The 21,409-nt window shown below is 63.1% G+C and carries 17 protein-coding genes and 1 other RNA gene; 12 read left to right on the top strand and 6 right to left on the bottom strand.

Going from position 1 to position 21,409, the window contains the following annotated elements; all coding sequences use genetic code 11:
* The first annotated feature begins 28 nt into the window (after positions 1–28).
* A complete protein-coding gene (locus tag C1A15_RS12425; RefSeq protein WP_101722863.1) occupies positions 29–1,126 on the top strand; it encodes a GNAT family N-acetyltransferase in 1,098 nt (365 codons plus the stop codon).
* On the opposite strand, the gene C1A15_RS12420 is transcribed toward C1A15_RS12425, so the two are convergent.
* Together C1A15_RS12420 and C1A15_RS12415 are read right to left on the bottom strand one after the other, a co-directional pair.
* On the bottom strand, positions 1,060–1,656 hold the full coding sequence (locus tag C1A15_RS12420; protein ID WP_101722862.1) for an NUDIX hydrolase: 597 nt from the start codon (positions 1,654–1,656) through the stop codon (positions 1,060–1,062). The genes C1A15_RS12425 and C1A15_RS12420 overlap by 67 nt on opposite strands.
* A gap of 6 nt (positions 1,657–1,662) precedes the next feature.
* Positions 1,663–3,849, bottom strand: a complete 2,187-nt coding sequence (locus tag C1A15_RS12415; RefSeq protein WP_101722861.1) for an AAA family ATPase — start codon at positions 3,847–3,849, stop codon at positions 1,663–1,665.
* A 161-nt stretch (positions 3,850–4,010) separates the two neighbouring features.
* Here C1A15_RS12415 and C1A15_RS12410 point away from each other — a divergent pair, with 161 nt between their 5' ends.
* Positions 4,011–5,870 (top strand): AAA family ATPase, encoded by a 1,860-nt coding sequence (locus C1A15_RS12410; protein WP_101722860.1) that lies wholly within the window; start codon positions 4,011–4,013, stop codon positions 5,868–5,870.
* Between the two features lie 14 nt (positions 5,871–5,884).
* Positions 5,885–6,973: a 5-methylcytosine restriction system specificity protein McrC gene (locus C1A15_RS12405; RefSeq protein WP_146001856.1), complete on the top strand. Its 1,089-nt coding sequence runs from the start codon at positions 5,885–5,887 to the stop codon at positions 6,971–6,973.
* A 61-nt stretch (positions 6,974–7,034) separates the two neighbouring features.
* Here the strand turns inward: C1A15_RS12405 and ade are convergent, their stop codons facing one another.
* Positions 7,035–8,843, bottom strand: a complete 1,809-nt coding sequence (gene ade, locus C1A15_RS12400; protein ID WP_101722858.1) for an adenine deaminase — start codon at positions 8,841–8,843, stop codon at positions 7,035–7,037.
* 290 nt (positions 8,844–9,133) lie between these two features.
* On the opposite strand from ade, the gene C1A15_RS12395 reads away from it, so the two are divergent.
* The 4 genes from C1A15_RS12395 (at position 9,134) to C1A15_RS12380 (ending at position 12,950) form a co-directional block, all read left to right on the top strand.
* Entirely contained in the window at positions 9,134–11,512 is a 2,379-nt protein-coding gene (locus C1A15_RS12395) for a VWA domain-containing protein (protein ID WP_101722857.1), read from the top strand.
* 67 nt (positions 11,513–11,579) lie between these two features.
* Complete coding sequence (locus tag C1A15_RS12390; RefSeq protein ID WP_101722856.1) at positions 11,580–12,035, top strand: NanQ anomerase/TabA/YiaL family protein; 456 nt, start codon at positions 11,580–11,582, stop codon at positions 12,033–12,035.
* Positions 12,036–12,039: 4 nt separating this feature from the next.
* Positions 12,040–12,375 carry a GIY-YIG nuclease family protein gene (locus tag C1A15_RS12385; RefSeq protein WP_101722855.1) on the top strand — a complete coding sequence of 112 codons (336 nt, stop codon included), beginning with the start codon at positions 12,040–12,042 and terminating at the stop codon, positions 12,373–12,375.
* A complete protein-coding gene (locus tag C1A15_RS12380) occupies positions 12,372–12,950 on the top strand; it encodes a hypothetical protein (RefSeq protein ID WP_245865019.1) in 579 nt (192 codons plus the stop codon). Before C1A15_RS12385 ends, C1A15_RS12380 begins: the two co-directional genes overlap by 4 nt.
* Here the strand turns inward: C1A15_RS12380 and C1A15_RS12375 are convergent.
* Positions 12,947–15,292: a bifunctional alpha,alpha-trehalose-phosphate synthase (UDP-forming)/trehalose-phosphatase gene (locus tag C1A15_RS12375; protein WP_101722854.1), complete on the bottom strand. Its 2,346-nt coding sequence runs from the start codon at positions 15,290–15,292 to the stop codon at positions 12,947–12,949. The genes C1A15_RS12380 and C1A15_RS12375 overlap by 4 nt on opposite strands.
* Positions 15,293–15,485: 193 nt before the next feature.
* Between C1A15_RS12375 and C1A15_RS12370 the strand changes: the two genes are divergently transcribed.
* The 4 genes from C1A15_RS12370 to C1A15_RS12355 all read left to right on the top strand — a co-directional run bounded on the left by C1A15_RS12370 (position 15,486) and on the right by C1A15_RS12355 (position 18,433).
* Positions 15,486–15,767, top strand: a complete 282-nt coding sequence (locus tag C1A15_RS12370) for a hypothetical protein (RefSeq protein WP_101722853.1) — start codon at positions 15,486–15,488, stop codon at positions 15,765–15,767.
* Positions 15,768–15,956: 189 nt separating this feature from the next.
* Entirely contained in the window at positions 15,957–17,105 is a 1,149-nt protein-coding gene (locus tag C1A15_RS12365; protein ID WP_101722852.1) for a M42 family metallopeptidase, read from the top strand.
* A 9-nt stretch (positions 17,106–17,114) separates the two neighbouring features.
* Complete coding sequence (gene smpB / locus C1A15_RS12360; protein WP_101722851.1) at positions 17,115–17,582, top strand: SsrA-binding protein SmpB; 468 nt, start codon at positions 17,115–17,117, stop codon at positions 17,580–17,582.
* A gap of 35 nt (positions 17,583–17,617) precedes the next feature.
* Entirely contained in the window at positions 17,618–18,433 is an 816-nt protein-coding gene (locus tag C1A15_RS12355; RefSeq protein WP_101722850.1) for a hypothetical protein, read from the top strand.
* Positions 18,434–18,500: 67 nt separating this feature from the next.
* On the opposite strand, the gene ssrA is transcribed toward C1A15_RS12355, so the two are convergent.
* Positions 18,501–18,869: a transfer-messenger RNA gene (gene ssrA, locus C1A15_RS12350) on the bottom strand.
* A 294-nt stretch (positions 18,870–19,163) separates the two neighbouring features.
* Between ssrA and C1A15_RS12345 the strand changes: the two genes are divergently transcribed.
* Complete coding sequence (locus tag C1A15_RS12345; RefSeq protein ID WP_245865018.1) at positions 19,164–20,825, top strand: L,D-transpeptidase family protein; 1,662 nt, start codon at positions 19,164–19,166, stop codon at positions 20,823–20,825.
* Positions 20,826–20,916: 91 nt separating this feature from the next.
* Here the strand turns inward: C1A15_RS12345 and ybaK are convergent, their stop codons facing one another.
* Positions 20,917–21,402: a Cys-tRNA(Pro) deacylase gene (ybaK, locus tag C1A15_RS12340; RefSeq protein WP_101722849.1), complete on the bottom strand. Its 486-nt coding sequence runs from the start codon at positions 21,400–21,402 to the stop codon at positions 20,917–20,919.
* Positions 21,403–21,409 lie beyond the last annotated feature (7 nt).

Raw genomic sequence — 21,409 nt, 5'->3', positions numbered from 1 at the left:
CGATTCCGTGACGAAACGAGGATGATCCATGCCGATAGCCGTGAGCGCGTGCCTGCTGGGCGAACCCTGCCGCTATGACGGGGAATCGCGTCCGTGCGAGGCCGTGTTGCAGCTGCGTGCGACGCACGAGCTTGTGAGCGTATGCCCCGAGACGCTCGGAGGGCTGCCCGTTCCGCGCATGCCCTGCGAGATCGTCGCCGCCGAGCGCGCGCTGCGCGTGGTGGATGCGGACGGGGGCGACGCCACGGACGCGTTTCTGGCCGGGGCCGCCAAAACGGTGGAGCTGGTGCAGGAGCGGGGCTGCACGCTGGCCGTTCTCAAGGCGAAGAGCCCCTCGTGCGGATGCGGCCTCGTGTACGACGGCACGTTCACGGGCACGCTCGTGCCCGGGTACGGCGTGGCGGCGCGGGCGCTGCGCGAGGCGGGGGTGCGCACGCTCGACGAGGTGCAGCTTGCGGCTTGCCTTGAAGCTGGCGAGGCGCGGCGCCCGGGCCAGGCGCCGGCCGTGCTGGCGGCGACGTCGGCGGAGTGCCCGGTTCTCGAAACGGAGCGTCTCGTGCTGCGCCCGCTGACGTCCGACGACATCGACGACGTGTTCGCCTACTGCAGCGATCCCGCCGTCGGCCCCGACGCCGGATGGGCGCCGCACCGCACGCGCGAGGACGCGCGCGTGTTCGTGGAGGTGATCGCGCGCGAGCCGCACGTGTTCGGCGTTTTCGAGAAGGTTTCAGCGGGGGAGGGCGCCGGTGCCGGCGCCGTGGGGCCGTGCATCGGATCGATCGGGCTCATCCGCGACCCGCAGCGCCGCAACGTCGACTGCCTCATGCTGGGCTATGCGCTCGCGCGGAGCGCGTGGGGCCGCGGCTACATGACCGAAGCATCGGGCGAGGTACTGCGCTACGGTTTCGAGGAGCTGGGGCTCGGCCTGATCACATGTACGCATTATACGTTCAACGAGCGTTCCGGCCGCGTGATCGAGAAATCGGGGTTCGTCCACGAGGGCACCCTCCACGGCGCTGAGGCGACCCCGGACGGACTCACGCAGGACTTAGAGCTGTACTACCTCACGCGCGAGCGCTGGGCGTCGATGTCGACTGCTGCCAGCTTGTCGACGAGCTTGCGGTAGATCCGATCGCGCATCCACGGTTCCGTGGATGCGGTAAGGGCCTCTTCGAGGTCGAACCAGCGCACGCCGCTGTTCTCGTCCGGCTTGACGCGCAGCGGCTCGTCCGGCGAGGCCACGGCCAGGTACGTCACGTTGAGATGCAAGTGCGAGCTCACGTACCGACCGCGCTTCTCGTGCCCGTCCACGGTGAGCACCTCGAGCGAGAAGATGTTCCCCGGCCCGCACGGCACGATCCGCGCTTCGACGACGCCTGTCTCCTCCTCGAGCTCCCTGAGCGCGACATGCGCCAGGTCGCGCTCGCCGTCGGCGTGCCCGCCGATCCAGCTCCATGAGCCGTAGGTGTTGTGGAACACCATGAGCGTCCTGGTCGCGGTCGGGTCGACCGTCCAGATCGAGCACGTCATATGCGCGAGCGAGTCGCGGTCGAACACGTGCGGATCGGTTTCGAGCTGCTGGAGGATGATGGCGCGATCCGCAACCTCTTGCTGGTTGAAGGGTAGGTACGCGCGTATGTCGTCGATGAGGGGCATGGATTGTCAGTCCAGTTGGTGCTTTGTTTTGTATTTAGCAACGATGTCGTCGCACCAAGATTCGACATAATTCGGTACTTGTTGGAATGCGCAAGGATCGAGTTGATAGAGATAATCCCCTCCGATATGGTACGTTTCGTCAGCGAATCTTGTCATGATTGTCTTATCGCAAGTTGAGAGAAGGTCGCTTTTCTCAAGAATAATCCGGACGAACTGCAGTTTTTCGTAAGCTGATTCGCTCTGTTCGTAGCATGAAACGATATACGACGAGCCGTTCTTAACCCGTTCGTACCATTCTTGATATGCGAACTGGATGCTCGTCAAGTCATGTATGTAGTTGCAGGCCGAACCCATATCGTTATCGTCGAGTATATTCCCCTTGTTATCGGTGGCGTATTCGCGTTTATGGAAAAGGGAGGAGAGAACATTCCATGCTGGTTTTAGAGACTCGTCGACGCCTTTTTCCAGTTCCACCAACTGCCGAGCGTAAATAAGCCGAGATAAATCATTCGCGCTATGTTGAGCTTTCTTGTAGGTGATGGATCGAAAATCCTCGATATCGTTACACTTGATTTGGCGACAGAGAATGCTTCCGGTTTCATTGGTTCGGAGGCAATTGGCTTTGATGCCCGAACCTCCATGTGTGTTTTTGAGAACCTTGAGCCAATCTGAAACAACGAGAAAGTCGTGAGTGAATAGGGCAACCGTCGTATCTTGGAGGTTGTTGCAAAGCAATTGCTGACAGGGAGAAAAGAGCGTATAAAGAAGAGCAAATCTTTTGTCTCCGTCGAAGGATGATACTGGGTCATCAAGAACGACCAGATCAGGTTCGGCCTCAAGCGCTTCATACAGAAAAAGAATGAGAGTTATGGCATTTCTCTCGCCGTAGCTCAAATGATCTTTTGACCCCAAAACGGGATAAGCACTGTCAGCATCTTTCAGGATCAGAGAAGCCGCACCCTTTTCATCTACCTCCAACTCTACTTCATAGTTATATCCCGCTTCTTTCAAAAAGGTATTGATCTCGCCCTCGTGATTTTTCACTGCCGATTCAATGAGCGAGTTCTGTTCTGCTATCATCGCTGCTGCTTTTTCGATGTTATCCAACGCTTTATGCAAAATATCGGTGATGGTGGATAGTGTGATTTCGATTTTCTCCGAAAACACATGGTGTTTACAGGCGAGCTTTGTGAGAGCGTCCTGTATTTGAGCTTTTATAGACGGGGTATCGATTGTTCCATTGAGGTGAAGACTTTTCAGCGAAGACAAAGTGTCTGCAACTTCGTTTGCCCTTCTTGAGATAATGGCGAAGTATTCGTCGTTATCGGCCGTAGGATTCGATTCTGCAGAAAGAACCGCATTCGCGACATATAATGAGTTGTTGTTGAACAAGGAGGCATTGTCGGCAAAAGCCGTTGCGGTTTTGAGCCAGCCGTTCGCCGGTGCGTCGGTACGTGATTCGTCGTAGGCGATGCAAGCGTGCATCAGGGCATCGTCTACGGTTCCGCAATAGGGGCATCGATGCTGGTCGTTCTTTGCAAACTTCAGACCCTTTATATGCCAACCAAGCCAATCAGCTCTTTCTACGGGCAAAAGCGGGTTCAGAACTGGCTCGATGCTTTCGGGAACAGAGCCGAGGGGCGAGCCTTGTTTGAAAGCTTTGCTATAGCAAGCTGACTGCATGAGGGACCCGCTTGCGCTCGTTGCGCCGATGCCCTTTCTTAAGCTCTGAAATCCTTTTATGAGAAGATCGATTTCCTCTTGGTGCAGAACTTGCTGGATCTCGGCAAGTATTCGGGCTCGTTTTGATGCGAGTCGCTTGTATTCGCCTGTTTCTACAAATATGCGAAACACATCGTCTCGAAGACTGTCCTGTTTGAAGCAGTGTTTGTCAACCCAGTTTTCATCGAATATAGCTACGCTGAGCGATCGGTCAGGTTTCGTGACCGAAGGTTTTGCGTCCTCGTCATTGGGGTGGAAGAGGCTTGCGAATGATCGCAATGCTTCGTAAGCGGCTCCTTCTTCGTCCGTCCCTCTCTTTGACAGATAGTCACAGATACGTACTATAGTAGTTTTTCCTGTGCCATTAGCGGCGTAGAAGATGTTTAAAGTGTTTTCTGCGATATGCAAGGAACCGTCGACGACGGAGGCAATATTGCGGCAATTTTTAAAGCTAATATCAATACTGCCCATGCGTGGACTCCTCGCTATATGCGGATTAGTAACGCCATCATAAGGCAGTGAAATGTGCCACTTCAAGCATAATAGCTCGTGTACGTGGTGATGCGGCTATAAATTGATGGGTTGATGACGTATACTTCGCTACGCGATGAAGCTGCAATAATGGAGGGGCTATGGCCAAGTTTACGGGTCCGACCTATATAAAAATGATGCCGTACGTATTGCGAGCACTCGAAGAATTGGGTGGTCGGGCCATGAACGAGGAAATCGATCAGCGCGTCATTGATCTCATGGGCTTTTCGAACGAAGTCGTTTCTTTCCCCCATCTCGGATCTACGAAATCGGAAGTTTCTTATCGTCTTGCTTGGGCACGGACCGATCTAAAAAAGATTGGCATGGTTGAGAATCCTGCGCGGAGCACATGGGAGCTAACTGAAAAAGGAAGGTTGGCGCTTGACGGTGACCCGTCTGAAATTATCGCGCAGGTCAACGCTATTCGTTCGCTCGAAGCCGCGCAGCGCTCTTTAGGAGCGGACGCCGGCAAAGAAAGTGCTAATCCGGGGTTCGAATACTACTCCTTAGACGTGCCTGATGCTGATTCTGATCTTAATCCATCGCCTGATCAGCCGCTTTTTGCATATTTTGTGGGAGCATCAATTAATGGCGTTGATATGACCGAGGGATTTCTCTCGGAGGGGATCTGGCAGTGCGGTTACGAAGAGAAATATGCTGACCAGATCAACGCTATCCAGCAAGGTACATCGATAGCTATCAAGGCGGCGTACACGCGCAAGTACGACTTGCCGTTCGACAATCACGAAGAAACCGTATCGGTAATGAAAATCAAGGCGCGAGGCACGGTTCGATACAACCCTTGCGATGGAAAAACGCTGCGAGTCGATTGGGATAAGGACTACGAACCGCGCGAATGGTTGTTCTTCACTCTGCGTCCAGCATTTAACTTCATTAGGCGTGACTTACAGGATTGGAAACGTGGAGCTCTGATAGACTTCGCGTTCAACGACGATGTTCAAGATATTGAGGCGTTCATTTCCGATCCGCTGTGGGTTGGTCGCTACGATGCTGTAGTCGAAGGAGAGGATGCCGAGCTTTCCGAACTCGAAGAAGCAGCGATCGAAGCTAAACCGTATGGTCCGAAAGACTTCTTGCACGACGTTTTCATGGACGAGACTGAGTATGACCGACTTGTTGAACTTCTCAGGCGAAAGGGCAATGTGATACTGCAGGGCGCTCCCGGCACCGGTAAAACCTATGCTGCGAAACGTCTCGCATGGTCGCTAATGGGAAAGAAAGATGATAGCAGAATCGAGTTCGTGCAATTCCATCAAAGCACTGCGTACGAGGACATAATCGTTGGCTATCGACCCACAGAAAACGGTGGCTTTAAGCTGAAAAACGGGACGTTCACTCGGCTTTGCCAGCGAGCCGAGGCTTCCACGGAGGCATACTTTTTCATCATCGACGAGATCAATCGAGCAAACGTTTCCAAGGTTATGGGCGAGATGCTGATGACGGTTGAGAAGAAGCACCGAGGGGAGACGGTTGGAGTGCGTTTGCAGGATGGACGCAACGGCTTTTCCGTTCCCGGGAACATCTACATTATCGGTATGATGAACACTGCGGATCGCTCGATTGCCACAATGGATTATGCGCTGCGTCGCCGATTCGCGTATTTCGAGATGAGACCTGCATTTCAACAGGACGGTTTTCGAAAGAGGCTGTACGAACTCATGCCCGCTGACTTTGCCGATGCTCTCATAGCTTCGGTGCGGGAACTCAATGCAAGAATCGAGGAGGAACGGGGGCGAGGCTTGTGCATCGGTCACAGCTTCTTTCTCGACGCTCCCGATAATGATGGCGTAATGGATGTTTCCGCAGCTCAATCCTGGTTGGGATCCATCGTAGATTACGAGATTGCGCCGCTTCTCGAAGAGTATTGGTTTGACGCTGCTCCGAACATTATCGCGAGTTACGTTGCGCCGCTTCGAGAACTTGCTGGCGCTCGCAAGTAGCAGTCAGACTTATCGTGACTCGTTCAACAGAATTGCGATGCGGGGGAATCCCTGTTCGCAATATCTATCATATGCTCTGCTACGCATGGAGTGGCCGTTACCTTCTCGACGAATGCCTCACGGGTGAGGCGGGGCGATTCGAGGGAGTCGAAGACCTTCTTTCGTATCTTGTGGCGCGTGAGGCGAAGAACATCGCCCAGCTGGGTCTTGCCCGCGAGTACGTCTCTTTCGAGGCGTGCACTGCTTCTCCAAGAGGACCTGTGAACATGAAGGAATCCTTCTCTCATGTTGCACGTCTCGATCAAAAACTGGTATGTAGGCCCGATGAGTACACCACCAACAACGACCTGAACGGTATCGTCGCGCATGCGTTGATGAGCGTGTGCAGCGAGCATGCAGAAACCCGGAGACTGGTTAGGGCGGCATACCCCTCATTCGAGGAGATTGATCCTGTCGCTCCGACTGAGCAAGTTCTCTCGCGCATCGTATTCAACCGCACGACCTCGCGATATCGATTCGTCATATCGCTTTGCTCACTGCTTTATCGCCATACGCTTCCTTTGGAGGGTGCTGACGGTGTCCTCATGAGCGATTCGGAGCGAACTACGCTGAATCATATCTTTGAAAAGTTCGCTCGAGCGTTCTATCGCAAAGAGCTGCCGCGTCTTAAAGGATCTCGTTACGTCGTGTTCGAGAAGAACAAACCTATCGCCTGGGCGACGCGAGACTCCACCGATATCTGTCCCTTTATGCCCCGCATGGAAGCCGACATCTGGATTGAAACGATATCCGACGTCGGCTCGTCTCGGCTTTTTATCATCGATGCGAAGTACTATCGGGAGGCCTTGCGCGATGGGAGCAAGTTTAAAACTGAAAACCTATATCAGATTTACAGTTACATGTCGAATGCTCGTACCGCTTCATTGATGAAGTTCCATGAGGTGCATGGGTGCCTGCTCTATCCTCTGAACGGGAGGCGTTTGTGCGAGGATGTCGTACTGTCCGAAGGGTCGTTGCATGTCAGAACGGTCGACCTTGATGCCAGTTGGCAGGTTGTTGAATCGCAGATGCTTGAGATATTTGACAGCATGGATTGCGGCTAGCAATTCCATCTGGCCGCTCGCGCTTGCAATGAGCGGCCAGACTGTCCGCATCCTTTTCCGTTTATTCCACCACCAAATCAGCGAACTCGAACTTGGTGCAGTCCACCAGCCCTCGGTTCGTCAGCCTCAGCTCCGGCAGGCAGGCGAGCGGTATCAGCGCCATCGTCATGAACGGCGACGGCATGGTGCAGCCGATCTCGGCCCACGTCTTCTCCAGCCGATGCACCTTCTCGCTCATCGCTTCGGCGGGCAGCGCGTCCATGAGGCCGGCGATGGGAAGCTCCACCAACCCCAGCACCTCGCCGTCGGCGACCACGACCATGCCGCCGCCGCACGCGGCGAGCGTGCTCGCGGCCAGGGCCATGTCTTCGTCGTTCGTACCCACGACCAGCAGGTTATGCGCATCGTGCGCCACCGTCGAGGCCATCGCGCCGCGCTTGATGCCGAAGCCCTTCACGAAGCCGTAACCGCACGTGCCCGTCTCGTGATGGCGCTCGAACACGAACGTCTTGAGCACGTCCTGCTCGAGGTCGGATTCCAATCGGCCGTCGACCACCGGCAGGTCGACGTGCACCTCGTTCGTGCCCACTTTCCCGGGGATGACCTCGATCGCGCGCACGCGCACGCGATCGCCATCGCGCGTGCCCTCGGGCGCGGCCACGGCGAACGACTTCGCCGTGAGCTCGCGGCCCAGATGCATGGAATGCGTCACCCACTCCGGGAATTGGAACGGCGGCAAGTCGAACAGCGGGCGTCCGTTCTCGGCCACGACGTCGCCGTCGATGAGCACGCGGGTGACCTGCAGGCTTTCCAGGTCGTCCAGGAACACGATGTCGGCGCACTTGCCGGGGGTGATGGATCCCAGGTCGTGGTCCATCTGGAAGCACTGGGCGCAGTTGATGGTGACCATCTGGATGGCGGTCACGGCGTCGATCCCCAGATCGACGGCAACTCGCACGATGTGGTCGAGGTGTCCGTCGGCTACCAGCGTGTGCGGATGCGTGTCGTCGCTCACGAGCATGGCGAAACGCGTGTCGATGTCGTTCGCCAGAATGGCCTCGCCCAGCACGGGCAGGTCCTTCCATGCCGAGCCGTAGCGCAGTTGCGCGTACATGCCGAGGCGCATCTTCGCGAGCACGTCTTCGGGACGCGTCGATTCGTGACAGCAGCGCACGCCGGAGGCGATGTAGGCGTTCAGGCCGCGGTCGGTTTCGGGCAAGGAGTAATGGCCGGTCACTATTTTGCCGGCGCGCAGCGTCGCTCCCACCTCGCCGTGCGCGTGGTCGGTGCTGCCCAGGATGCCGGGGAAGTTCATCATCTCGCCGAGGCCCACGACGTTCGGCCACGCCATCGTCTCGGCGACGTCGTCGGGTCCGATGAACGAGCCGGTGTCCTCGAAGCCGGGCACGGCGGGCACGCACGAGGGGGTGGTGATCATGGCCTTGAGCGGCGTGCGCTGCGCGTCCTCGGCCATCACCTGCACGCCTTCGAGCCCCAGCACATTGCAGATCTCATGCGGATCCCAGTAGATGCCGACGGTGCCGTGCGGCACGACGGCGCGCGCGTATTCGCCCACGCCCATCATCGACGACTCCACATGGATGTGCCCGTCCAGGAACCCGGGCGCGATGTACTGCCCCTCCGCGTCGATGACCTGCGTGCTCTCGCCGATGCAGTGGTCGGCCTGCCCGAGGTAGGCGATGCGGCCCTCGGCGATGGCCACGTCCACGTCCTCCTGGATCTCGGCCGTGCACACGTTCACGAGCTTCGCTCCCCTGATCACCGTGTCGGCGGGCGCGAGTCCCTGGGCCACGGCGGAAAGGGTTTTCGAGCATTCCCACAGCGGTTTCTTGCAGAACTGGTTGATCATGCCTTGCTCCTTCGGTGGACGGCGCCGCAATGCCGGCGCGGGGCTGATGAGGCCATTATCGACTTCCCCGCCGCCTTCGTCCACGAGGCCCTGCGATACTTCAAGCAGAATGCGCAAGCGCTGCCGTCGCGACGGGTGACGCTCTGCAAACCGTTTGGCACGGTCTCGTCAACCGTTCGACGCGCGAGAATCGGGAGACGCTACGATGAGCGAACTGCGATGAGATGGCGCGCGCCAGGCGATCGCGGTGGAGCAAGCGCAAGCGAGATCACGCACGGTGAGGAGAGAGCATGGCTACGATGGTTCGCGTCGTTTCGGGCACGGGTTCGAGAGGCGAGGGGGTGCGCAGGGCGACGCTGATCGGGCTGCTCGTCTCGATCGCGCTCTTCTTCGCGCTGGCGCCTGCGCCTTCGTTCGCGGTCACGACGGTTCCCGACGGGCGCTATTCGTACGACGAAGGCGACGACGGCATCGTCTTGGCGAACGGCTCGGGCGAGGGCGTCGTGTGGAACTATCCCCAAACGCCCGGCGCGGAGCTGCCCGAGGCGGGCGGCACGGTGCGGTTGGACGACGAGGGCTACGTCATCGTCCCCGACGAGTCTTCTGATCGCGGGGCTGCGTTCTTGAAGAAATCGGCGGAGGAGGTGCCCGGCTCCCAGGGCCTGTTCGGCATGACGCTCGACATCAAGGGCAATCAGATCGAGAACCCGGTCGACGTGGTGCTCGTCATCGACTTCTCGTCCACGATGTCGGGAACGAAGCTGGAGAACGCGCTTGCGGGCGTGCGCGACTTCCTCGGCGCGGTGGCCGACCCGCTCGAGGCGGGGCGCATACGGGTCGCCGCCGTCGCCTACAACCGCGAGGCGTATGCGATGGGCGGCTTCGCAACCGACCCCGACGAGGTGCTGGGCTTTCTCGAGAACACCGCCAAAAGCGGCAGCGGAACGTTCGTCCAGAAAGGGCTGTACGAGGCGCAGCGCCTCTTTCAAAGCCAAGGCCGCGCCGACGCCCGCCATCTGCTCATCCATGTGGGCGACGGCAGCGCGAACTGCGCGTACCTTCCGACCGACGGCGCGACGGCGTATCCGAACGACGGGCGGATCGTCGCCATGGGCGGCTACTCTGCCGATTCGTACATCACCTCGTTCCAAACGGGCTCGGAGCGTTACTACGCCTCATTGACGACGTCCGATCCCAACGCCGTTCCGACCGACGATCGGCAGATGCTGTCGAACTTCACGCTGGGCACGGCGATCGACCTCAAGGACGGCGGCATCGAGATATTCTCCATCGGCGTCGACCCCTCGACGCGCGGCAAATACACCGCGTACAACATGGCTTCCGACGGCGAGACGCGCTACGTCGCTATCGACGCCGACCTCGCCGGGCTCTCCCAGGCGCTCGCGGGGGTCGCGTCGCGCATCGGAAAAACCGTCAGCGGCGGCACGGTGGCCGATCCGATGGGGGAGGGCGTCATCCTGCAGCAGAGCGCGTCGGGCTTCGGCCCTGACGACTACGAGCTCGCCGGCTACCGCAAGGGGCCGGATGGAACCTGGGCCGAGAACCCGCAGATCGCCTCGTCGGTGGAGGTGGGGTTCGAGGACGGGGCGATCCGGATGTCGGGCCTTTCCCTCGGTTCCGACGAGCGCATCGTGCTCGAGTACCGCGTACGGCTCGACACCGAAGCGCGTGGCTTCCGCCCGGACGTTTGGCATCCCGCGAACGGGGCGACGACGCTCGACCGCTTGGGCGACGGCGAGACCGCTTTCTTCCCGGTGCCGTCTGTTAAGGCCCCGTCGATCGTCCTCGACGTCGCGAAGGAGTGGGACGATACCGTGAACGTGGGAGGCGCGAACGGCGCGGAGGTGGACTATTCGGATCGGCGCCCCAGCTCCGTTGGATACACGGTGGTGCGCGAGCCGGTCACCGCGGCCGACGCGTGGACCCGAAGCGAGCCTCTGGAGCTTGTGCGGGCGACGGGATGGCGAGCGTCGGTGGACGCGGTCGTGCCGCAAGGCGACGATCTTTCGGTGAGGCTGCCTGCGTACAACAACGAGGGCGAGAGCTTCTCGTACTCCGTGTCCGAGGTAGGCGTTCCGCTGGATTACGAGTCGAGCGTGACCGAGGCGGCCACGGCGATCACGATTACGAACCGGCTCAAGGTCGCCTCGTTCTCGCTGACGAAGGCCGACGAGCAGGGCCTTCCGCTTGCGGGCGCCGCATTCGCCTTGTACGACGAGGCGGGGGCGATGCTGTGCGAGGCGGTTTCGTCGAACCCGGAGGGGACGCTGACGTTCTCCGACCTGCCGGCCGGCCGCTACAAGATCCGGGAGACGAAAGCTCCCGACGGATACGTCCTGTCGAACGTGGAGCTCGTTTTGACGATCGCTGCAGACGACGAGGGGACGCTGCGTGCGAGCGTCGAGACGAGCGACGGTTCCGCATGGTCGGGAGCGCTTCGCAACCTTCCTGTCGCGACGGGCGGCGGCGCGGGCGCAGGCGGCGCTGCGGGCGCCGGCACCGGGACGCCGACGCCGGGGTCGCCCGCCGCCTTGGCCTCGACGGGCGACGGGGCCGCAGGTGCGTGGCTTTCCGCGGCAGCGCTCGCCGCGCTCGCGACGCTCGCCATCGCGCGCCGCTGCACGCGCGCCGAAGGGTCTCGGCGTTAGCGGGAGCCGGGTGTATACTGCGATGCGCACCGAACCGCACCGCAACCCCGTACCGAAAGGACCGTCCATGCTGGCTTCAACGCTTCGTCACGCCGCCGACCACGACTACCGCTCCGCGCGCTTCCAGGCCGCTTACGCTTTCCTGGCGCAGGAGGATCTGGCCGCCCTGCCGCTCGGCCGCGTCGACATCGACGGGGACGCCGTGTTCGCCAACGTGCAGGAATACGACACCGTCCCGGCCGCGGAGAAGGACATGGAGGCGCATCGCCGCTACTTCGACGTGCAGTTCGTCGTGGCGGGCGAGGAGGTCATGGAGTACGCGCCGCTCGAAGGGCTTGCCGAAGCACAGCCGTTCGACGAAGACGCCGACTTCGGGCTGTACGTCGCGCCGGATCGCCCCAGCTCCGTCGTGTTGCGCGCGGGCGACGTGGCCGTGCTCGCGCCCGAGGACGCCCATAAGCCGGGGTGCGCGCTCGAAGCGCCGGGCCGCGTGCGCAAGATCGTCGTCAAGGTGCTCGCGTAACCTCATGGAGTCCTCGGTGGCGGAAACCCCGTCGTTCTACCTGTACGTGCTCGAGTGCGCCGACGGCACCTGGTACACGGGCTACACCGTGGACGTCGACGAGCGCGTGCGCGCCCACAACGCCGGTGCGGGCGCGAAGTACACGCGCAGCCGCCTGCCCGTGCATCTGCTCGCGCAAGCCGCGTTCGCGACGAAGCACGAGGCCATGAGCGCCGAGTACCGCTTCAAGCGCCTCACGCGCCGCCAGAAGGAGCGCCTCGTGCGCCGCGCCGCCCGCGAGCCGTTCGAGTGCGTGCTGCGCTCTATCATGGCGGATGACGGCGGAAGCGAGGGACGATGAGCGCCGCGGTTCCCGACGGGGCCGGCAACGGGGGAGACGTCGTCGCGGGCCTCGCGCGGCTGCTGGAGCTCGAGCGCGACCGCTGGTCGCCGCATCGGCTGCTCGAGCTGCTGTCGTTCGTGCTGGGCGACCGCGCGCAGGTGGGCGACGCATCCCGCTACATCTACGCGTACGCGCGCCATCGGGGCTACGACCTGCCGCCGTACCCGCTGGCGGGGTGCGGGGAGATCCGGGAGTTCTTCGCCGACGAGGGCGTGCGCAACGTGCCCGAATGGTACGAGCGGAAGCTCGGCCTGGACGAAGCAGCCTACGCGGCGCTGCCGTCGCAGACCGTCGTCGTGGTGCGCGATCGCGACAACCGGCGCAAGGCGTTCTTCCTCGACGGCATCCGCTACCGCAACGCCGCCGCGTTCGAGAACCTCGCCGACAGCGGCTTCGCGCGCACGCTCGACGAGGCCGAGCTGGACGCCCTGCTCGGCCGGATGCTCGCATTCCTCACGGGCGCCGACGCGCCCGAAACCCTCGACGCGCCAAACGCCGGCTGTCTCTTCCGCGGCTCCTCGCGCGCGTTTTAGGCCTCCGCGAGCACTTCCAGCAGCTGGCGCATCTCGGCGCTGTCCTTGAGCGCGAAGCGGGCGCGGGTGGGGCCGCCGCCGATCTTGATGGTCCAGGCGTCGGCCGGCGCGGCCTCGAACACGTCCTCGTCGGTGCGGTCGTCGCCGGCGGCCAACAGGAAGCCGTATGCGGGATCGCGGAACCAGCGGTGGGCGGCGTGCCCTTTGTCCACGCCGCGCGGCTTCACCTCGATCACCTTGTTGCCGTCCATCAGCGCGATGCCGCGGTCGGCCAGGCCGTCGCCCAGCGCGTTCTTGATCTCGATGACGCGCCGTTCGGCCAGCTCCTGGCTGCACATGCGGTAGTGCCACACGAGCGAGTAGTCCTTCTCCTCCAAAAGCGACCCGGGCGTGCGGTCGACGAAGTCGGCCAGCACAGGGCGGATGGCGTCCTTCCAGCTGTTGTCGAGCGGCTCCTGCAGCGTCCAGGCGCGCCCGGCTCCCGCGGTGCGGGCGGCGAACCACACGCCGTGCTCGGCAACGAGGTCGATGGGAAGCGCCCCCAGCCACGCCTCGAGCGTGGCGTGGTCGCGTCCCGACACCACCACCACGTCGTTGTCCGCGTGCCCGCCCAGGCGCGCCAGCACGTCGAGCAGCCGCTCGTCGGGAGCGACGTGCGCGGGGTCGTCCGAGAACGGCATGAGCGTTCCGTCGTAGTCGAGCAGAAGCGCGCGCCGGCCCGCCCCGCCAAACGCCTCGAGCAGCCTGCCGGCGGACGTGGGGCCCAGCAGGTGCGCGCTCATGCCCGCCTGCCGGCGCTTGACGTCGTCCACGGCGGCGAGGAACTCGCGCGCCCACTTCTTCGACGTGTAGCGCGCGAGGCGCTGCTGCATGGGCGCGTTGCGCTTGCGCTGCTCGTCTTCGGGCATGGTGAGCGCCCGCTGCATGGCCGCGACGATGCCCGCGCGGTCGAACGGGTTCACGCACAGCGCCTCGTGCAGCTCGTAGGACGCGCCCGCCATCTCCGACAGCACCAGCACGCCGCCGTTGCCGTCGTGGCAAGCCAGGTACTCCTTGCACACGAGGTTCATACCGTCGCGCAAAGGCGTGACCAGCATGACGTCGCTCGCGGCGTACAGGCTGACCAGCTGCTCGAAGGGCAGCGCGCGGTAGTAGTAGTCCACGGGCGTCCAGTCCATCGTGGAGTGCTTGCCGTTCACGAGGCCCACCAGCTCGTCGATGCGCTTCTTGAGCGCGCGGTACGACGCCACGTTCTCGCGGGACGGCACGGTGACCAGCATGAGCACGACGCGCCCCTTCCATTCGGGGTATCGGTCGAGGAAGGCGTCGAACGCCTCGATGCGCTCGGGGATGCCCTTCGAGTAGTCGAGCCGCTCCACCGACAGCATCACCTTGCAGCCCTCGTGGCCCTTCTCGGCCGCGAGCGTCTCCATGGACGCGCGCACCTCGGGCGTGCGCGCTGCGTCGCGGTAGCGCGCGTAGTCGATGCCGAGCGGGAACGCGTCCACCTGCACGATGCGCCCGTCCACCGTGAGGGTGCCGCTCGTGTTCTCGATGCCCGCCACGCGTCGGCAGCTCGACAGGAAGTGGCGCACGTAGTCGTATGCGTGGAAGCCGATGAGGTCGGCGCCCAGCACGCCGCGCACGATCTCGTCGCGCCACGGCAGCGTGCGGAACGTCTCGTAGTCGGGGAAGGGGATGTGGAGGAAGAACCCGATGGAGGCCTCCGGCAGCGCCTCGCGCAGCATCGACGGCAGCAGCATGAGGTGGTAGTCCTGGATCCACAGGGTGTCGCCGGGCCGCGCTTCGGCCAGCACCGCCTCGCAGAACCGCTCGTTCACGCGCCGGTAGGCCTCCCATTCCTCTTCGTCGAAGCGCGTGAACTGGGGAAATCCGTGAAACAGCGGCCAGATGGCCGAGTTGGAGAACCCCTCGTAGTACGCTTCGGCGTCGTGGTCGTCGAGGAAGACGGGCCGGCAGGCGCGCTCTTCGAACGCCGCGGCCAGCCGCGCGCGCTCCTCGTCGCCCATGCACGCGTCGGCGTCGGCCCAGCCGATCCAGAGGTTGCCGTCCTGCTCGTGCAAGGGCCCCAGGCCGGTCGCCAGGCCGCCCACGCTGCGCTCGAGCTCGAAGCCTCCCTCGCCGTCGTCCTCGAAGCGGTAGGGCAGGCGGTTCGACACGATGATGAGCCGGCCGGCTTCGGGCGCGGCGGCGCGGCGCGCGCTCGGCCGGGGGCGACGCGCGGGTGCGTTCGCCTCCCGGGGTTCGTCGAACCGGGCGAGCGGCAGGGGGAGCGGCGTTTCGCGGCGAAGCGTCGCCGAGGTGCTGTGAGAGTTTGGCATGGGGGTCCACCTTTGCTGTCTTTTCTGCCATTGTAGGGAAGCGACGGGCCGCTTCCCGAAGCGGTTGCATCCTTGTTTCGCGGCTGTCAGGTCGTCGTGAACGCGCCCTTTTCTCGCGCGTTCGCGCAGCATGCGCGGCCGCCTTGGGGTATCATGCGAACAGTGCGAAAACCACGACCTTTGAAGGAAGGATATGCAGACCTACATCGCCCACTACGTCTCTCCCGCGGCCGCCGACGTGCGCGGCACGGGGCTTTTCGAATTCGAAAGCGACTCGCGCGCCAACACGAAGGGCAACCTGCGCGACGCGCGCCTCAAGATGCTGGAGCTGTACGGCAAGGACGCCGTGTCGTGGACCATCGACAGCGTGGAGCGGAAGAAGGCGTCCGTCGCCTCGCAGGACGGTCAGCTGGCGCTCGACTTCCGCCCGCCGAAGCCCGAGCGCAAGCGGGCGAAGAAGAAGGAGTACTGGTAGGCCCCTCGCCAGGTCGCCTGCCAGCCCGTCGCGCGCCGTCGGCCCCGGATGCTTCGTGGTGCTCCGGTGACGGCCTCGCGTCAACGCTGCGATGAGGTAGCCGCTCAGGCGTCGCAGGGGCTATACTGTGTCCCATACCGAACGAACGTGCCGCGCGCCCGCGCGGCCTTGCCCAGAACAGGGAGCGCTATGAAGAACAAGCAGGTCAAATTCCTCAAGCAACTGCTCGAGACCCCGTCGGCCACCGGCACCGAGATCGCCGTGGCCGAGCTCGTGCGCGAGCGCCTGGCCGGCACGGCCGACGAGATCCAAACCGACGTCATGGGCTCGGTCCATGCGCGGCTGTCGGGCACGGGCGTGGCCCCGTCGCTCATGCTGTCCGCGCACATGGACGAGATCGGCCTCATGGTCACCTACATCTCCGACGAGGGCTTCCTGTCCGTGTCGTCGGTCGGCGGCGTGGACGCGGCCATCCTGCCGGGCATGCGCGTGGACGTGCACGCGTCGAACTCTTTCGAGCCGCTGCGCGGCGTGGTGGGCCGCAAGCCCATCCACCTCATCGAGCCCGACGAGCGCAAGAACGTCACGCCCATCGACAAGCTGGTCATCGACCTGGGCTTGCCGGCCAAGCGCGTGAAGAAGCTCGTCATGGTGGGCGACGTCATCACGTTCGGCGTGGGCTTCGAGCGCTTCGGCAAGAACATGGCCGTCTCGCGCGCCTTCGACGACAAGGCGGGCGTGTGGATCGCTGCGCGCGTGCTCGAGACGCTCGCGAAGGAGGGTCGCGCGCCCGGCGACTTCATCGTGGCTGCCACCGTGCAGGAGGAGATCGGCACGCGCGGCGCCATCACGTCCACGTACGGCCTGAACCCCGACGTGGCCATCGCGTTCGACGTGACGCACGCCACCGACTATCCCGGCATCGACAAGACGAAGTACGGCAAGATCGTCTGCGGGGAAGGCCCCGTCATCGCGCGCGGCCCCAACATCAACCCCGCCGTGTTCGAGCGCCTCGTGGCGGCGGCCGAGGCCGAGGGGCTGCCGTACCAGATCGAGGCCGAGCCCGGCGTCACCGGCACCGACGCCCGCTCCATCCAGATCACCCGCAGCGGCATCCCCACCGGCCTCGTGTCGGTGCCCCTGCGCTACATGCACACGCCCACCGAGGTGGTCAGCCTCGACGACTTGGACGCGACGGTGAAGCTGCTCGTCCGCTTTGCGCTCGACTTGGACGAGGACGCCTGCTTCGTGCCGGGCATGGGCGATGCGGTGACCGACGACGAGGGCGAAGCCGAGTCGACCGCGCAAGAGCGCTTCGACGAGACGGGCGTGGAGTAGAGGTACGGCGTGAAACGCGAAGAGAAGACCATCGCCAAGAACAAGAAGGCGTTCCACGAATACGAGATCCTCGAGACGATCGAGGCGGGCATCGAGCTGACGGGCACCGAGGTGCGCTCGCTGCGCGACAACCACTGCCAGCTCACCGACTGCTTCGCGCTCATCCGCGACGGCGAGGTGTGGCTGCACAACGTGCACATCCCGCCGTACCTGAACGGCAACATCGCCAACCCCGACCCCGACCGCAAGCGCAAGCTGCTGCTGCACAAGAAGCAGATCCGCCAGCTGCAGGAGCAGGTCAAGGAGAAGGGCATGGCGCTCGTGCCCGTGAAGATGTACTTCAAGGACAACTCGCTCGTGAAGGTGGAGCTGGCCGTGGCGCGCGGCAAGAAGCTCTACGACAAGCGCGCGACCATGGCGGCGCGCGACTCCCGCCGCGAGGTGGAGCGCGTGCTCAAGGAGCGCAGCCGGTACTAGGCTGCGGCAACGTTACAGACGCGAAGGAGGCCATCATGGGCTTGGACGAGGAACTGGAAACCATCGAGGACGGCGCGGAGACGGAAGCCGAGCAGATCGACCAGGAGACGGAGCTCGAGGACGTCGAGGAGTTCCAAGACGACGAGGAGTTCGATCCGGCCGACGACGAGACCGACCTCGAGGACGCCTACGAGGGCTTCTTCGCCGAGGAAGGCCCCGACGGCGAGGGAGAGACGTCGCTTTCCGGCGACGACGGGGGCCTCGCAGCCGTCGCGTCGCAGGCGGTGGGCATCGACCTGTCCGAGGAGGGCTTCCATATCGTTGACGGCGACGCGGCCGACGAGGAGGCGCAGCTCTACGAGGAGGGCTCCCTCGATTCCTACGACGCCGACGCGCTCGGCGAGGACGGCGACGTGACCGCCGGCGCGGTGTCCGAGATCACGCAAGCCAACGCCCTCGAGGAGCTTGAGGGTGGCCAGGCCGACGACGTGCAGGACGTCGCCATCATCGAGCCGAGCGCCGAGGACGACGGCTACGAGCTGGTGGAGCTCGAACTCGACGATGACGACATCGTGCGTTACATCGAGGACGAGGACGGCGACGTCATCGGGTTCGTGCTCATGGAGGACGGCGAAGAGGCGGAGTACTACTACGTCGAGGAGGACGAGGGGTCCGGCACCGACGAGGAGGACAACCCCTACGACCTCGGCATCACGAAGGAGGGCGTGGCCGAGGCCACGAGCGACATGAATGCCATCTACAAGGACGGCATCGCCGTGGCAGCCGAGCTCAAGGGCGCTTTCGACGACATCAAGAGCGCGCTCGACTTCACGTCCTTCCTGAAGAAGTAACCCCGGGCGCAACCCCGCAAACGCAAAGGACCCCGTCGGCGCGCAGCCGACGGGGTCCTGTCATTGGTGGTGGAGGCGCGGAGAATCGAACTCCGGTCCATACTACCTTCTCCATGAGGCTCTACAAGCTTAGTCCGTGGTCGAGATTCGGATGCGGCCAGCCCGCGGACAAGCGAGACGCACCCTAGCCGGTTCGATCTTTGCCTGAGCCATACCGGCTACGTGCTCAAGCGCATTCCCCTAGGTTGATGCCGGACCGAGGGGCGGGGAAATCCCAAGGCCGACAGCCTGGCGCTATTAAGCAGCCATGGCGAGCGCCGGAGCGCTCTGAGTGTTGTTCTTGCCAATTAAATTGACGGTACCCCTGTTTAACGTGGCGAGGAGACCACGACCTGCTCCTCATTTCAAACGTACCATGTCGAAACCAGTCGCCCCCAGAAGAAGTGCGGGGTCGAAGGCCCACCTTGTCAATGTTCCACGGCTTCGCCGCGAACATCCATTCTATCGGCGCGTGCGCGTTTGTCAAGGACGATCGCGGCGTTGTGGACGACGCGTTGTGGACGAGTCGACGCTCAACCGCACGTTGAGGAAGACATGCGGACGTCTCATGCGCGCCCCGTGTCGAAATTGTGACAATCGCAGCCCAACCGGAAAGCGAACCGTTTTGTTACAGGAGAATTACCCTCGACTTGCTACAATGGTCAGAAGACCCAGACCTATGAGAGTGATTATGAGCGAAAACAAGTCCGACAAGCCGTCGCGCGGCCGTCACGCCGCCGGCGCTCATCATAGCGCGAACAGCGAGCCGCTTCCCACCGTCCCTCCCGTGCAGCCCACGGCCGCCATGCCCCCGGTTGCGCAGCCTCCGCGCGAAGCGGGGCAGCAGCCTCCGATGCGCTACGCGTCCGACCAGGTGTTCCAACCGCTCGGCTCCATGCGGCCGGTCGATATGGGGCAGGGTCCTGTGCGCGAGCGCAAGCACAAGCCCCTCAAGATCCTCGGCATCACGCTCGGCGTGATCGTCGCGTTGCTCCTGGTCGCGTATGCGGGCGTGGCATGGTACTTCACCGACCGCTTCATGCCGAACTCGAGCATCGGCGACCTCAACGTGTCGCTCATGAGCGCAGGCGACGCCGAGAAGGTGCTGACCGATTCCATCAAGGACTACGAGCTGTCCATCGACGGGCAGGGCTTCTCGCTCAAGCTGGACGCCACCGATGCGGGGCTGTCCATCGACGAGGGCAAGGTCGTGAAGGACATGCTGTCCGACATGAACCCGTGGGCCTGGCCGTTCGAGCTGCGGAAGGATCACGACGAGACGGCCAAGCTCGTGGCCACGTACAACGGCACGGGCCTCGAGGACGCCATCCGCACCGCGGTGGCCACGTTCAACGAGGACGCCACGCAGCCCACGAACGCGGCCATCGGCTTCGACGAGGCTCAGGCCGCCTTCGTCGTGCAGCCCGAGGCCGTGGGCACGGCGCTCGATGCCGACGCGGTGATCAAGGCGGCCGACGAAGCGGTGGCGGGACTCGACCCGCAGGTGAAGCTCACCGCCGAGCAGCTGCTCAAGCCGACGGTGCTCTCCTCCGATCCGAAGCTCTCCGCGGCGGCCGACGAGGCGAACGCCATGATCAAGGCCGACCTCGAGCTGCTCATGGCCGGCACGGTGGCGGGCACGGTGGACGCGAGCCTCATCTCCCAATGGGTGACGCTTGCCGACGACCTCACGGTGACGCTCGACGAAGGCGCGCTCGCGGCGTGGGTGGACGAGCTCGCGGCCGCCTGCAACACCGTCGGCACGCAGCGCACCTACACGCGTCCCGACGGCAAGGTGGTCACGGTCGCCGGCGGCACGTACGGCTGGGAGGTTGACAAGGACGCCCTGCTCACGCTTGTGAAGGACGGCGTGGCGAACGGCACGGCGGACACGGTGGACATCCCGTGCACGCAGACGGGCGACGCGTACAACGGCGCAGGCAAGCAGGATTGGGGAAGCCGCTATGTGGATCTCGACCTGTCCGAGCAGCATGCGCGCTTCTACGATGCGTCGGGCGCCATCATCTGGGAAACCGACGTCATCACCGGCAAGCCCGACGGCGAGCACGACACCCCTACGGGCGTCTACATGGTCAACCAGATGGCAAGCCCCTCGAAGCTTATCGGCTACAATGGAAACGAGAAGATCTACGAGACCGAGGTGCAGTACTGGATGCCCTTCGTGGGCAACTACATCGGCTTCCACGATGCCGACTGGCAGACTTCGGGCTTCGGAGGCACGATGTACGCGGACGGCTTCGGCAGCCACGGATGCGTGAACCTCTCCCCATCGAAGGCGGCCGAGCTGTACGGCCTGCTCTCGTCCGGCGACACGGTGGTGTCGCACTGGTAGGATGGCCGCTTCGACCCAAGGCAACGGGCCCGCATCGCGCGGGCCCGTTTTTTTTGTCCCAAACGGTGACAGTCCCCGTTTGGGACATTCTTCATACCACGGTGAGGTCTGCTGCGACGAGGGGCACCACGCGCGCCAGGTCGTCGGGCGCCATCTCGATCTGGCAGCCGATGCGCCCGCCCGAGAACGCGATGCGCTCGTGGAGCCGGCACGTCTCGTCGATGGCGGTGGGGAAGGCCTTCTTCATGCCGAGCGGCGAGCAGCCGCCGTGCACATATCCGGTCAGGCCGAGCAGCTCGCGCGAGCGGATCATGGCCACGGCCTTCTCGCCCACGACGGCAGCGGCCTTTTTGAGGTCGAGCTCGCAGGCCACGGGTATCATGAACACGTAGTGCTCGCCCGATTTCCCCTGGGTGACGAGGGTCTTGAACACGGTGTCGGGGTCGAGCTCGAGGATGCGCGCCACCTCCACGCCCGAAAGCGCTTCCGGGCAATCGAAGAAGCGCGCCCGGTAAGGCGTCCCCGCCGCGTCGAGCACGCGCATCGCATTCGTCTTGCGATCGTATTCCTTGGCCATGGTTCCC

Source organism: Eggerthella timonensis (assembly GCF_900184265.1).
Taxonomy (GTDB): domain Bacteria; phylum Actinomycetota; class Coriobacteriia; order Coriobacteriales; family Eggerthellaceae; genus Eggerthella; species Eggerthella timonensis.
Note: the sequence above shows the minus strand (reverse complement) of the source record. Positions and strands in the feature narration are given on the sequence as shown.